Source organism: Flavobacterium sp. (assembly GCF_032153895.1).
Taxonomy (GTDB): domain Bacteria; phylum Bacteroidota; class Bacteroidia; order Flavobacteriales; family Flavobacteriaceae; genus Flavobacterium.
Genome location: NZ_JALDYN010000010.1, coordinates 1 through 15,300, shown reverse-complemented (window position 1 = coordinate 15,300; position 15,300 = coordinate 1). Strand labels below are relative to the sequence as shown.

11 protein-coding genes are annotated in these 15,300 nt (G+C 38.6%); all 11 read left to right on the top strand.

The annotated features are described in order from the left end of the window. The first annotated feature begins 1 nt into the window (after position 1). Positions 2-7,240 carry a cell surface protein SprA gene (gene sprA, locus RUH60_RS05580; protein ID WP_313806270.1) on the top strand — a complete coding sequence of 2,413 codons (7,239 nt, stop codon included), beginning with the start codon at positions 2-4 and terminating at the stop codon, positions 7,238-7,240. A gap of 60 nt (positions 7,241-7,300) precedes the next feature. After that, positions 7,301-7,681, top strand: coding sequence for a glycine cleavage system protein GcvH (gene gcvH / locus RUH60_RS05575; protein WP_313806268.1), 381 nt, complete (start codon positions 7,301-7,303; stop codon positions 7,679-7,681). Continuing rightward, positions 7,671-8,042, top strand: a complete 372-nt coding sequence (locus RUH60_RS05570) for a VanZ family protein (RefSeq protein WP_313806266.1) — start codon at positions 7,671-7,673, stop codon at positions 8,040-8,042. Before gcvH ends, RUH60_RS05570 begins: the two co-directional genes overlap by 11 nt. Positions 8,043-8,107: 65 nt before the next feature. Beyond that, the gene (deoC, locus tag RUH60_RS05565; protein WP_313806264.1) at positions 8,108-8,851 is read left to right on the top strand and encodes a deoxyribose-phosphate aldolase; all 744 of its coding nucleotides are present in this window, start codon (positions 8,108-8,110) and stop codon (positions 8,849-8,851) included. 13 nt (positions 8,852-8,864) lie between these two features. Next, the gene (locus RUH60_RS05560; protein WP_313806262.1) at positions 8,865-10,985 is read left to right on the top strand and encodes a gliding motility protein RemB; all 2,121 of its coding nucleotides are present in this window, start codon (positions 8,865-8,867) and stop codon (positions 10,983-10,985) included. Positions 10,986-11,035: 50 nt separating this feature from the next. After that, positions 11,036-11,575 carry an SRPBCC family protein gene (locus RUH60_RS05555; protein WP_313806260.1) on the top strand — a complete coding sequence of 180 codons (540 nt, stop codon included), beginning with the start codon at positions 11,036-11,038 and terminating at the stop codon, positions 11,573-11,575. A gap of 135 nt (positions 11,576-11,710) precedes the next feature. After that, complete coding sequence (gene cyoE, locus RUH60_RS05550) at positions 11,711-12,613, top strand: heme o synthase (protein ID WP_313806258.1); 903 nt, start codon at positions 11,711-11,713, stop codon at positions 12,611-12,613. A gap of 2 nt (positions 12,614-12,615) precedes the next feature. Further along, positions 12,616-13,200, top strand: coding sequence for a heme-copper oxidase subunit III (locus tag RUH60_RS05545; protein ID WP_313806256.1), 585 nt, complete (start codon positions 12,616-12,618; stop codon positions 13,198-13,200). A 44-nt stretch (positions 13,201-13,244) separates the two neighbouring features. Next, a complete protein-coding gene (locus RUH60_RS05540) occupies positions 13,245-14,222 on the top strand; it encodes a cytochrome c oxidase subunit 3 (RefSeq protein ID WP_313806254.1) in 978 nt (325 codons plus the stop codon). Between the two features lie 19 nt (positions 14,223-14,241). Continuing rightward, positions 14,242-14,592, top strand: coding sequence for a cytochrome C oxidase subunit IV family protein (locus RUH60_RS05535; protein WP_313806252.1), 351 nt, complete (start codon positions 14,242-14,244; stop codon positions 14,590-14,592). A 73-nt stretch (positions 14,593-14,665) separates the two neighbouring features. Further along, positions 14,666-15,300, top strand: a 635-nt coding sequence (locus RUH60_RS05530) for a hypothetical protein (RefSeq protein ID WP_313806251.1), incomplete at its 3' end; no start/stop codon positions are given.

Genomic DNA, 15,300 nt, shown 5'->3' with positions numbered 1-15,300 from the left:
CTTGGGAACGCAATACTTTAAAGAACTATTTTCTGCAACAAAACTGGGTTTTGCTTTGGTGTTGTTGTTTTTTACGATATCAGCTCAGGCTCAGGTAGATGAAGAAGTCCAGGATTCGGTAAAAACCGGAGTCGATTTAGGGCAAATTGAATTAGCCAATCCTAAAAGTATAGTGGAAGCATATACGTATGATCCGGCTTCGAATCGCTACATTTATACCAAAACCTTCGACGGATTCAATATCAATTATCCAATTATTTTAACACCTGAAGAATACGAAGAATTGGTGTTAAGAGAATCGATGCGCGACTATTTTCAACAGAAATTGAGCGCGATGGACGGTAAAAAAGAAGGTGCGGAAGAAGCCAAAAAAGACTTATTACCAAGATATTATGTGAACTCTGGTTTCTTTGAGAGCATTTTCGGAAGTAATACGATTGATGTCAAGCCACAAGGATCTGTAGAAATGGATTTGGGAATCCGTTACACCAAACAGGACAATCCGTCTTTTTCACCCAGAAACCGAAGAACTTTGACGTTCGATTTCGATCAGCGTATCAGTATGAGTTTGCAAGGAAAAGTGGGAACTCGTTTAACAGTTAATGCGAATTACGACACCCAATCCACTTTTGCTTTCCAGAATCTTATCAAGTTAGAATACACTCCAACCGAAGACGACATCATCCGTAAAATTGAAGTAGGTAACGTAAGTTTACCTTTAAACAGTTCGTTAATTCGCGGAGCTCAGAGTTTGTTTGGGGTTAAGGCACAGTTTCAGTTTGGAAAAACAACGATTACCGGAGTTTTTTCGGAACAGAAATCACAAACCAAAACCGTTACAGCACAAGGTGGAGGAACTATTCAGGAGTTTGATTTCTTTGCTTTGGATTATGATGCTGACCGACACTTTTTCCTTTCGCAATATTTCCGAAACAAGTACGACGAATCGTTGCGCAATTACCCGTTAATCAACAGTCGTGTACAGATTACACGCATCGAAGTTTGGGTAACCAATAAGCAAAATCGTATCAATACCACTGAAAATAACCTGCGCAACATTATTGCGCTTCAAGATTTAGGGGAAGGTCAATTAACAAACAGTGCAGGAGCTGATATTACACTGCAAACAGTAGGAGTTCACGACCAAGGTATTGCTGGTTTCTTTAACGGGACAGCTTTTAATACGCCGTCAAACAATGCAAACAACTTGTTAGACCCTTCTATGATTGGAACTGGTGGATTGTTGAATTCAGGAATTCGCGATGTGGCAACAGCCGGAAACGGATTTAATGCCCCACTAACAGTAACAGAAGGTAGAGATTATGCTAAATTGGAGAATGCCCGAAAACTATCTCCAAACGAGTTTACTTACCATCCGCAATTGGGATATGTGTCCTTAACGCAACGTTTAGCGAATGACGAAGTATTAGCTGTAGCGTATCAGTATACCATCGGAGATGAGATTTATCAGGTGGGAGAATTCGGAACAGACGGTGTGGAAGCTACTCAGGTTAACGGAGGATTGCCTAACACGCAAAGTTTGGTGCTGAAGATGTTAAAAAGCAGCCTGAACAATATTCAGGAACCGGTTTGGAATTTGATGATGAAGAACATTTATCAGATTCCAGGTGCGTTTCAGCTTTCTCAGGAAGATTTCCGCATGAACATCATGTACACGGATCCTTCGCCGTTAAACTATATTCGTCCATATCAGGATGCTTCAGGGAGCATTCCGTTGCAATTACCAGCTGATGTTGCTGAAACCCCATTGCTAAAAGTCTTGAATTTAGACCGATTGAATTATACCAACGATCCACAAGATGGCGGTGACGGATTTTTTGATTTCGTTCCGGGTATGACCGTTGATACGCAAAACGGGAGAATCATTTTTACTACTGTTGAGCCCTTCGGAAATCATTTATTTAACAAATTACGTAATCCAGCCAATCCAGCCGAAAACTATGACGGTGATCCAAACAGTTTGGCCGATTATAACCAGAATCAGAAAAAATATGTATACCGCAGCTTGTATGCGAAAACACAGGCTTTGGCTTTACAGGAAAGCGATAAAAATAAGTTCCAGTTCAAGGGACGTTTTAAATCTACCGGTGGAGATGGAATTTCTATCGGAGCGTTTAATGTACCGCAAGGTTCGGTTGTCGTAACTGCCGGAGGTCGCGTTTTAATTGAAGGTGTTGATTATACAGTAGATTACCAACGAGGCCGTGTTCAAATTTTAGATCCATCGTTACAAAACTCTAGTACACCAATTGAAGTTTCTTTGGAAAACAATGCCGTATTCGGACAGCAAACCCGTCGTTTCTTTGGGGTGAATGTGGAACATAAATTCAATGAAAAATTCTTAATTGGAGGTACTTTATTGCGAATGTCGGAACGTCCGTTTACACAAAAATCAAATTACGGACAAGAATCCGTAAATAATACGATTTTCGGGGTTAACGGGAACTTTTCAACCGAGGTACCTTTATTTACAAGATTAGTGAACAAGCTACCAAATCTGGATACTGATGTGCCTTCCAATTTATCTGTTCGAGGTGAGTTTGCTTACTTAATGCCTGGAGCTTCCAAAGCAGATCAGTTTAACGGTGAAGCAACCGTTTATATTGATGATTTCGAAGGCTCACAAACAACCATCGATATGCGAACGCCGCAAGCTTGGGCTTTGGCGAGTACTCCAAGAGGCTTTGGCGGAGAAATTGCCGAAGACGATTTGTCTTATGGCTACAGACGTTCGAAACTATCCTGGTATACTATTGATCCAATTTTTTACGTAGATTCTCAACGGCCTGACGGTATTTCAGAAGCTGATTTGCGAACCAACCGAGTGCGAAGAATTTATAGCGAAGAATTATATCCCAACACCGATATTGTTCAAGGACAATCAACAGTGGTAAGTACGTTGGATTTAACGTATTATCCACAAGAGCGAGGACCTTACAATTTTGACCCGAATTTTGCCGCATCTGGGAGTTTTGCCAGTCCGCAAACCAACTGGGGAGGAATTATGCGTTCCATTACTTCAACTAACTTTGAGCAATCCAATGTGGAGTATGTGCAGTTTTGGTTGATGGATCCATTTTACGGACAAAATCCTGGAGACTCTACTCCAATTAATAATACCGGTAAATTAGTCCTGAACTTAGGAGAAATGTCTGAAGATGTTTTGAAAGACGGACGTAAGTTCTACGAAAATGGTATGCCTGAGGCAGGTTCAACGGTTCCGACTTATACCTCCAACTGGGGTAAAATTCCGGCTTCACAATCGTTAATTTACGCATTTGATGCCAACGAAGGGAATCGAGCAGTTCAAGATTTAGGATTTAACGGGTTGAATGATACTGAAGAAGCAGTTAAACACCCTGCCTACGCTGGTTTTAATGACCCAGCTGCTGATAATTATGTATATTATCTCACTGCTACAGGTGATGTATTGCAACGATATAGAAACTACAATGGAACAGAAGGAAACTCACCAGTAGGGCTTTCAGATACTAATAGAGGATCAACCACTTTTCCGGATGTAGAAGATATCAATCGTGACAACACCATGAACACGATTGATGCGTATTACAAATTTGAAATTCCGATTGAACCCAATCCGGTAGTTGGCCAGAATTATGTAGCCGATATCCGAGTGAATGATAACGTGTCGATTTCAAACGGTTCCACTAAAGTAAAATGGGTATTGTACAAAGTGCCAATTTTGGAAGCCTCATCTGCTAATGTGGAAGGTGCGATTTCCGATTTCCGTTCCATCCGTTTCATGCGTATGTTCTTGACCGGATTTCAAGACGAAGTTACCTTGCGTTTTGGAGCTTTAGATTTAGTGCGTGGCGAATGGAGACGTTATTTAAGTTCTCTGGATTACACCGATGCTGATGTAACTGATGACAATACTGGTTTTGATATTACATCCTTAAGTATACAGGAGAATGCAAGCCGTTCACCTATCCCGTATGTGACGCCGCCTGGAGTGCAACGCGAACAATTAAACAATAACAACTCGATAATTGACCAAAACGAACAGGCATTATCGCTTCGTGTGTATAAAAAGGATGCAACACTGCCGGATTTAGGAGGTTTAGAAGCTAAAGATTCCCGAGCAGCCTTTAAAAACGTTAGCGTAGATATGCGCCAGTTTAAAAAAATGCGTATGTTTTTGCATGCAGAAGCACTAGAGGCTGATGCAGTTGGAGACCGTTTGGAAAATGATGAGATGGTTGCGTTTTTACGATTCGGTAACGATTTTACAGAAAACTTTTATGAAGTCGAAATTCCGTTAAAAGTTACTGATTTTTCTGCCCGAAGCTCTGAAGATATTTGGCCATCAGAAAATGAGATTGAGTTACCTCTAGAACTTTTGACTAAGTTGAAAATTATGGCATTGCAAAATACTTTGCCGCCAGACAGTGATATTAACGATGGTATTCAATATGCTAATGAGGCGTTTTTAGGATCGTCGGCTAATAAATTGACTTTAGGGATTAAAGGGAATCCGAACTTTGGTTTGGTACGAACACTTATGGTTGGAGTTCGTAATAAAAATTCGACGGAGCCGATTCGAGGAGAAGTTTGGTTCAATGAATTGCGTATGTCTGAGATGGACAACAAAGGTGGTTGGGCAGCTGTAGCCAATATGGATACTAATTTCGCTGACTTTGCCAATGTTTCCGCGACAACCAGAAAATCAACTATCGGTTTTGGTTCACTGGAGCAAGGACCAAATGAAAGAAGTCGTGAAGATGTGTTTCAGTATGATATTGTAACCAATATTAATTTAGGAAAATTACTTCCGAAGAAATGGGGCATCAATGTGCCGTTCAATTATGCGGTTGGGGAAGAAGTAATTACGCCAAAATTCGATCCGTATTATCAGGATATTGAATTGCAACAGATTTTAGATATTACTCAAGATCAGGCGGAGAAAGACAATATTGAAAATCGTGCAATAGATTATACTAAACGCACCAGTATCAACTTTATTGGAGTAAAAAAAGAACGCGCACCGGAACAAAAACAGCGTGTTTACGATCCTGAAAACTTAACGCTTTCGTACTCGTTTAACGAAATGCAACACCATGATTTTGAAATTGAAGACTTAGTAGATCAACAGGCGCGAAGCTCCGTAGATTACGCTTTTACCTTCAAACCGAAATCTATTGAACCGCTTAAGAAAAATAAATTTTTAAGCAAGAGCAGTTACTGGAAGTTACTACAAGATTTCAATTTCAATTATCTGCCAACGAATATCTCTTTTTCGTCAACGATTTTGCGTCAGTATAACCGTCAGAAGTTCCGTCAGGTGGATGTGGAAGGTATTGGGTTGTCACCATTGTACCGTAGAAATTATTTCTTCAATTATCAATATGGCATCAATTACAACTTGACAAAATCGCTTCGTTTCAACTATAATGTGGCGACCAACAATATTGTCCGCAATTATTTCGATGAAAATAATCAACCAATTGACGAATTGACGATTTGGGACGATTATTTTAACATCGGAGAAGCCAACCAGCACAACCAGCAAATTGTCGTGAATTATGACTTGCCGATTAATAAAATTCCGGCGTTGAGTTTTATCAAGTCGACTTATAGTTATACGAGTGATTACAACTGGCAGCGTTCCACCGATGCGATGGCGACCATTGAGGAAGCAGGTACTATTTACCAGTTAGGAAATACGATTCAAAATGCTAATTCGCACAAGTTGAATGCAAATTTAACGATGGATACGTTCTACAAATACATCGGACTGACAGCGAAAAAAACGATTAAAAATAAACCGGCGGCCAAAACTCCTGCTCCAAAACCAGGACAAAAAATTGCGGCTAAACCGACAGCGACACAAACTACAGACCGAAGCTTGTTGTCACAACGTTTAATTGGAATTGCGACAAGTATTAAAAACATTCAGGTGAATTATACCGAAAACAACGGTACGGTTTTACCGGGTTATTTACCAAGAGTTGGTTTCTTGGGAACGACTAAGCCTACATTCGGATTTATCGTGGGTAGTCAGGAAGATGTGCGTTATGAAGCAGCTAAAAATGGTTGGTTAACGAATTATCCACAATTCAATCAGAATTTCACGCAGGTTAAGAATAAGATTTTGGATGTAACCGCTCAGATGGAAATCGTTCCGGATTTGAAAATCGATTTGACCGCCAACAGAACAATGTCTGAAAATTATTCGGAACAATACGATGTTACCGACGGAATGTACAATTCCCGTTCGCCATACGATTTCGGGAACTATTCGATTTCGACTATCATGATTAAAACCGCTTTCGGGCAAAGTGATGAAAAAATGTCGGAAGCGTTTAATGATTTCCGTGAAAACCGTTTGGTGATCGCCAACCGTTTAGCTACAAGTCGCGGTATCGACTTGAACAACCCAGCCAACGTTGATGCAGAAGGTTATCCAATCGGATATGGAAAAAACAGCCAGCAAGTACTATTGCCAGCGTTCTTGGCGGCTTATACCGGTTCAGATGCTTCATCAGTTAAAACGGGTGCTTTCCGAGATATTCCACTTCCAAACTGGGTAATTAAATATACTGGGCTGATGCGTTTTCAGTGGTTTAAAGATAAATTCAAACGTTTCTCGTTACAACACGGCTATCGTTCATCGTATACTTTGAATTCGTTCCGTTCCAACTTCCAATACACGGGTGAAATTGATAATTTTGATGCTGGTGGAAATTACCAGGCCAAAACCTTAATTTCTAATGTAAACTTGGTGGAACAGTTCAATCCGTTGATTCGTGTGGATTTTGAAATGAAGAATTCCTTAAAAATTTTAGCGGAAATGAAACGCGATCGAGCGTTATCCTTAAGTTTCGACAACAACTTGTTAACCGAAGTAAGAGGAAACGAATATATTGTCGGATTAGGATACCGTGTGAAAGACTTGACATTCAATTCCACTTTGGCGGACAACCCAACCGGAGTTATAAAAAGTGACCTGAATCTGAAAGCCGATTTGTCCTTCCGCGATAGCAAAACTATTGTTCGCTATTTGGATTACAACAACAACCAATTAGGTGGCGGACAGAATTTATGGTCGATTAAATTTACAGCAGATTATTCGTTCAGCAAGAATTTGACCGCGATTTTCTATTACGATCATACCTTTACTAAAGCGGTGATTTCTACGTCGTATCCGATAACTAATATTCGTTCCGGATTCACGTTGCGATACAACTTTGGAAATTAATTCATAATGCTTTTTTAGTTACACCGAATAAAGTACATTTGCGAAATAAATTATAACACAATGAATATACCAGCGAATTTAAAGTACACAAAAGACCATGAATGGGTTAGCCTTGACGGCGATATTGCAACAGTAGGAATTACTGATTTTGCTCAGAAAGAATTAGGAGATATTGTTTACGTTGAAGTGGAAACTTTAGATCAAACTTTAGCTAAAGATGAGGTTTTCGGAACAGTTGAAGCGGTGAAAACAGTTTCGGATTTGTTCTTGCCTTTGTCAGGAGAAATCATTGAATTCAACGAAGAGTTAGAAGTAACTCCGGAAGCCGTAAATTCAGATGCTTACGGAAAAGGCTGGATGGTAAAAGTGAGAATTTCTGACGAATCAGAAGTAGCATCATTGTTGTCAGCAGACGATTACAAAGCGTTGATTGGAGCCTAAAAACTATTTTTTTGCGGCTTCCTTCTGGACTTTGGCAATTGCGATTGTCTGTTTGGTAAGTACATCATCCATTCCGAGTGTTTCGATTCCGGGGAAAGACAAAATGGTACACGGACTATTTTATTTCGTATTCAGTATTTTGTGGTTTGTTTTTTTAAGCAAACGTTTTCCTTTGAAAAGTTTCGGTCAAAAAGCAATTTCAGTTTTTGTGATGACTTTGGTTTACGGAGGTTTGGTTGAACTGATGCAAGATTTTTTCACCACAACCCGAAAAGCCGATTTGCTGGATGTTTTGGCAAATCTTTCCGGAAGTATTGTAGCAATATTTGTATTGAGAATCGTTACAATTCGAACAAAGTAAGTAAGAAACCGTAAAAAAGAACAATAATTATCCCACGCTTTGTGGGATTTTTTTATTTTTATCGCATGGAAATCAGACAGTATTTAGATTCAACCTATTTGAAGAAACCTAAACAAGCCGGTTTAACTAAAGCGGAAAATTTGGAAGTAGTCAAAGGTTTTATTCAGGAAGCGATTGATGAGAAATTCAAACTCATCATGATTCGTCAGAATATGGTCGCTCTTGCAAAGGAAATGATTCTTGCGCAACAATCGAAAGTTACTGTTGGAACCGTAATTGATTTTCCGGAAGGTAATGGTTCAGTCGTAGATAAGCTTTCTGAAGCCAAAAAAGCCATTCGCGATGGAGCCGATGATTTAGATTTTGTTATCGACTACGAAGCTTTCAAAAGCGGAGAGCTTGATTTGGTGAAACAACAGGTTTTAGAATGTACGAAACTCGGTTTACTACATCATAAAATCGTAAAATGGATTATTGAAGTAGCGGCGTTGAACGACCATCAAATTGTACAATTGACGGCTTTGATTAAAAATGTGGTTGTGGCGAATTTTAAAGAAGACTGCTATGATTCGGTTTTCGTAAAATCGTCAACCGGTTTTTATCAGACAAAAGATAATTTACCCAATGGTGCTACATTTCCCGCAGTTAAATTGATGTTGGAAAATTCTTGTCCGTTGCCAGTAAAAGCAGCTGGTGGCGTGCGAACGTATGAAGAAGCTGTTCAGATGATTCAATTAGGTGTGAAACGCATTGGGACATCATCGGCCAAAGCCATAGTTTCGGGGCAAATTTCAAATAATGCTTATTAATTTTTTCTTTTAGATGAATACTTTTTTTAAAATAGCTTTTGTGGTTTTGGGATTTCAACTGATGTATGCGCAGACTTCAAAAGAACAATTTCCGGTTTTTCAGGAATGTCAAACGGCTGGTTTAGAACAGGAAGCGTGTTTTTACAATACGCTGCAAAATTTTGTGTATTCCAATTTTAAAGTGCCACAATCGGTTGCGGATAAGAATTACAAAGGAACTGTGATTTCGCTTTTCGAAGTCGATACGTTAGGAACGTTCAAAGTTTTGTATACCGATGCGGCTTATCCAGAGTTAAAAGAAGAAACCGAAAGAGTATTTGCCCAATTACCAAAAGTGCAACCGGCTCAATTTTCAGGAAAACCGACGTATGCAAAATATACGATTAAAATAGCGATTCCTTTAGTGAAGCCAACGCCCTATTTAACGGAAGCTGAAAAAGTAGCCCAATTAGAAGCAGAAAAACAAACCAAAAACAATACAATTGATCCCAACGCTGAACACAAAGAGTTTGATGGGATAACCTATAAAAAATTCGACAATCCGCAGTTTAAGAGCTATTTGAATTTGCCGTTTACTCACAACAATTACGGGAAGTTTGATGCGGCAATGAATATGGTCGGAACCAATAATCACACGGCTTCCAAACCGTATTCGTATGCAGAAGTAACCAAGTATTACGATTTAAAAGGCGATTACGAAAAGAATTTAAGAACGACAGATTCGTGGTGGGGAAGAAAGCTTTGGAATGAAAATTTAGTTGCCATACAAGGCGAAAAATATTGGTTTACCATGAACCCGATTTTCGATTTGCGCATGGGGAAAGATACCGAAAGTAAACAAGCAGATTATACTTTCGTTAACACGCGCGGAATTCAGATTCAAGGAGGTTTAGGCAAAGAATTGTATTTTTCAACTTCGATTTTTGAAAGCCAAGGTCGTTTTGCGGATTATTTCAACAATTATGCGATTTCGATGGCTCCGGCTGGAGGAAATCCGGCAATTATTCCGGGGATTGGAATTGCCAAAGAATTTAAAACCGATGCTTTTGATTTTCCGTCTGCGGAAGCGAATATTACCTATGTTCCGAATGACATGATTAACCTGCAGTTGGGTTACGGAAGAAACTTCTTGGGAGATGGTTATAGATCTTTATTGACTAGTGACGCGGCGAGTCCATATCCATTCTTCAAAATCAATACGACTTTTTGGAAAATTAAATACACCAACACGTATATGTGGCTGAAAGATGTACGTCCGGAAGTAACCGTTGATAGAACTTACGCGACCAAATACATGGCGAACCACTATCTGAGCTGGAATGTGACCAAACGTTGGAATATGGGCTTCTTCGAATCGGTAATCTGGACGAACACCAACGATAGAGGTTTCGATTTGAATTTTGTAAACCCAATCATTTTCTATCGTTCGGTTGAGTTTTCATCGTCATCCCGTAGCGGAAATGCTACTTTAGGATTAACGTCTAAATACAAATGGAACAGCAAAGTCAATTTGTACGGTCAGTTTTTGTTGGATGAATTCTCTCTAGGCGATATGAAAGGCGGTCAGCAAAGTTGGAAAAACAAATTCGGTTACCAGTTGGGAGCAAAATATTATGATGCTTTTTCGGTAAAGAATCTGATGCTTCAAATGGAGTACAACCATGTACGTCCGTATGTGTATTCACACAGCAATATTTTAACGAATTACGGTCACAACAACCAAAGTATGGGGCACTTGTGGGGCGGAAATTTCAGAGAAGTAGTGGCGATTGCACGTTATTATAAAAATCGTTGGTTCGGAGATGCGAAATTGGTGTATGGTATCAAAGGTTTTGATTATGAAAATGCTGGCGCCGGAACCAACTACGGAGGCAATATTTACCGTGATTATGAAGATGAGCGTTATGCAGATACGGGTGTGACCATCGGACAAGGAAATAAAACCAACATCATGATGGCTGATTTGCAGTTAGGCTATACGGTAAACCCAACGATGAACCTGAAAGTATTTGGGAATTTTATCTACCGAAACTTTAGTCCGTCGGCTGATACGGCAACGACTTTTAAATCCGATACAACTTGGTTTTCAATAGGGTTGCGTTCCGATTTGTTTAACTGGTATTACGATTTTTAATTGATTTATAAGATTTTTTGTAACTTTAATCAACCATAAAATTATAAAGTATGAAAATTTTAAAAGGAATTTTATTATTTGTTGTGGGTGTTATCGCCTTATTTCTAATTGCAGGTTTATTTGTAGCAAAAGATTATGCTGTCGAAAAAGAAGTGACAATCAACAAACCGGAAGCAGAAGTTTTCAGTTATGTAAAACATTTGAAAAACCAAGACAATTTCAGCGTTTGGAATAAAATGGATCCGAATTCCAAAAAAGATTATAAAGGAACTGATGGTCAGGTTGGTTTTATCGCCGCTTGGGACAGTGAAAATCCACAAGTTGGAAAAGGAGAGCAAGAGATTGTAAATATTGTTGATAACGAACGCATTGATATCAAATTGCGCTTTAAAGAACCTTTTGAAGCTGAAGATGATGCTTATTTCGTTACGGAAGCTGTTGATTCTACACATACTAAAGTGAAATGGGGTTTCAAAGGACATATGGATTATCCTTCGAATCTAATGTTGTTGGCTTACGATATGGAAAAGGAATTGGGTGGTGCTTTGCAAACCGGTTTAGAGGATTTGAAAAAAGTATTGGAACAATAAATGAAGAAGGCCAGCTGTTAAAGTTGGCCTTTTTTGTTAAACTTCGGTATAAAGGTTTATTTTGAACAACTCGTTTGGAATAAATCTTTTTTTTTGAAGTATATTTGCAGGCATTTAAGATTAAAATACACCAAATTGGATACTTCGGGTAAATCCTTTTCAATACACAACCTTTTTTTGGATTTTAAAGAAATCACAAAAGCCGGATTGGCGGTTAGTGTGGTGTTTTCTTCCATTGTCGGGTATTTGCTGGGATTTTCTGAAGCGCACCCGTTTAGCTGGTCGGTTTTTATCTTGCTTGGCGTTGGTGGTTATTGTATGGTTGGTGCGTCCAATGTATTCAATCAAATCATCGAAAAAGATTTAGATGCTTTAATGGATCGAACCAAAAATCGTCCGTTACCTTCCGGTAGAATTTCCAAACAAAATGCCTTTGTTTTAGGAGTGGTTTTAACTGTAATCGGATTGGCTATTCTGTATGCGATTAATCCGAAAACAGCGATGTTTGGCGCGATTTCCATCTTTTTATATACCAGTGTTTATACACCTTTGAAAACCATGACGCCGTTATCGGTTTTTGTTGGTGCATTTCCGGGAGCGATTCCATTTATGTTAGGATGGGTTGCTGCCACAAATAATTTCGGAATTGAGGCGGGTACGCTTTTCTTGATTCAGTTTTTCTGGCAATTCCCGCATTTTTGGGCGATTGGCTGGTTTTTGTATAAAGATTATGAGAAGGCTGGTTTTTTTATGCTTCCGACAGGGAAACAAGATAAGAAAACCGCTTTGCAGACCATATTGTATACCGTTTGGTTGATTATTGCATCGTTATTGCCTTTGACCGGTTTTACAGGAGCTTTGCGCTTGAGTTGGATTGCCGCTATTTTTGTGTTAGGACTTGGGCTTTGGATGTTGTTTTTCGCAGTTAAGCTCTATAAAGAAATGGATGAAAAAGCAGCTAAGAAATTGATGTTGGTGAGTGTTGCCTACATTTCGTTGTTGCAATTAGTATATGTCGTTGATAAATTTTTACAATAATTATGGAAATGTTATCGGTTCAGGAAGAGAAAGAGAGAAAAGCGAAATCGTATAAAATGCTGTTATGGTTCGCCATGATTAGTATTGTGATGGTTTTTGCCGGATTAACTAGTGCTTTTGTAATCAGTAAATCGCGTCCGGATTGGGTTAGTGATTTAATTGTACCAAATGCCTTTGTTGTCAGTACTGTTGTTCTTTTGGTGAGCAGTGTTACATTCCATTTGGCCAAATTGTCAATTAGAAAAGACGATAGAAGCAAAACAACTTTGTTTCTTTTAATAACATTGGCGCTTGCAATCGTTTTTATTGTATGTCAATTCAAAGGGTTCAATGAACTTTTTGCCAACGGATTTGTGCCGACAGGAAGCACGGGAACTATCACCGTTTCTTTCTTGTATGCTTTCGTAATCATGCATATTGCGCATTTGGTTGGAGGGACAATTGCGCTTTTAATCATAATTTATAATCATTTTAAACAAAAATACAATTCCACTCAAACCCTTGGTATAGAGCTAGGTGCGATGTTTTGGCACTTTCTTGATTTTTTGTGGGTATATTTGTTTTTATTTTTCTATTTCTACAAATAGAAAAAAAATGTAAATTTGGGAACTTTTTAACAAATAACTAAACAATGGGAGCGACAGTTAATACAACAGCTACTAATGGAAAAACTTGGGATGGCGGAAATGAGCCAATGGGAGCAAGTTACGGTAAAATGATGATGTGGTTTTTCATCGTATCAGATGCCTTGACTTTTTCCGGATTCATTGCTGCGTATGGTTTTTCAAGATTTAAATTCATCGAAACTTGGCCAATCGCCGACGAAGTGTTTACCCACTTCCCGTTCTTACACGGTGTTGATGCGCCAATGTATTACGTTGCTTTGATGACGTTCATCCTTATCTTCTCGTCTGTAACTATGGTATTGGCGGTAGATGCGGGGCATAAATTACAAAAACAAAAAGTGGCCGTTTATATGGCGCTAACCATTTTAGGTGGTATCATTTTCGTTGGATCTCAGGCTTGGGAGTGGAAAAACTTCATCCAGGGTTCTCACGGAGCGGTTGAAACAAAAGGAGGTTCTATTCTTCAGTTTGTGGATCGTGAAGGAAAACGTGTTGCCTTGGCTGATTTTGCAAAACACTTGCCAAAAGAAAGAGAGCAGTTAGAGCGTAACGACGGAACTTGGTTTATGAGCGAGTCTACTTTGTCTACATATTCTGTAGAAGAAGTAGTGGAAGGTTTCAAAGCCAATCCTGATATTTTAGTAAGAACAGAGTACATTACTAAAGATAAAAAGAAAACTGTTTTGAATAGAGAGCAGTCATTAGAGCGTTTGAAAGAAGCGACTTTGGTGGTTGAAGGAGCAAACTTGATTCACAACGAATACGGACATAAATTGTTTGCTAATTTCTTCTTCTTTATTACAGGTTTCCACGGATTCCACGTATTCTCTGGTATTATCATCAACATTATCATTTTCTTGAATGTAATTGTTGGGACGTACGAGAAAAGAAGAAGTTATGAAATGGTTGAAAAAGTTGGATTGTACTGGCACTTCGTAGATTTAGTATGGGTGTTTGTATTTACATTCTTCTATTTAGTATAATTTACAAAAGATTTTTATCATGGGACATTCACACGAATCTAATACAAAAAGAATCTGGGGCGTATTTGCTTTCTTATCTTTGGTTACAATTGTAGAGGTAGCTTTAGGTATTGTTAAACCTCATTCTTTATACATGACAAATCTTTTGTCAATGAATTTATTGAACTGGATTTTCATCATTTTAACGGTTGTTAAGGCGTACTACATTATGTGGGCTTTTATGCACTTAGAAGGTGAAAAAAGCAGTTTGAGATGGGCTATTGTTGGGCCGCTGGTATTTCTAATTCTTTATTTAGTATTCATTTTGTTAGTGGAGGCTGATTATGTATATGAAGTTTTCAATACATCACACTACAAGTGGATATTTTAATAGCATATTAACGAATTAAAAGGTACGCTTTGCGTACCTTTTTTTATTTTTGTACTCGAATAAAGATTGTATCATGAAAAAGTATTTGGTTTTAACCGTTCTTTTCGCATTGCCGATTTGTGCGTATCTTTTTTTTGCTTCCGGAGTTAACAGTTTTGTGAAATTACCGGTTGTTACGCCAAACATTCCTGAGCTGCCTTCCTGGAAAAGTCTGGAAGGGAAAGAAGTAAAACTTCAAGAAAAAATCACAGTATTAGGTTTTCCGGGTGAAGATTTTGTGGTTGAAAAAAGCAATCAGTTTAACCTACAACAAAAGATTTACGATAAAAACAAAGGCTTTCAAGATTTTCAGGTCGTAATGGTGTTGCCGATAGGAATGGAAGCTACTGCTAAAACAATTGAATCAGAATTGGCAAGAATCTCCGATATGTCGACTTGGCATTTTGTGTTTGCTAAGCCTGAAGAAATTAAAACCTACTATTCACAGTTAAAATTGGTGGGTCAGTTAAATGATAAAGTGGCGACAACCAATGTATTTATCATCGACAAAGACAGAAATCTTCGTGGGCGAAAAGGCAAAAACAAAAAAGGAGAACAAGAGTACAAAGAAGGATATAATACCATATCAGCAGCCGATTTGCACAACGAAATGGCAGATGATGTGAAAGTAATTTTAGCCGAATACCGTTTGGCTCTTAAACGAAACAA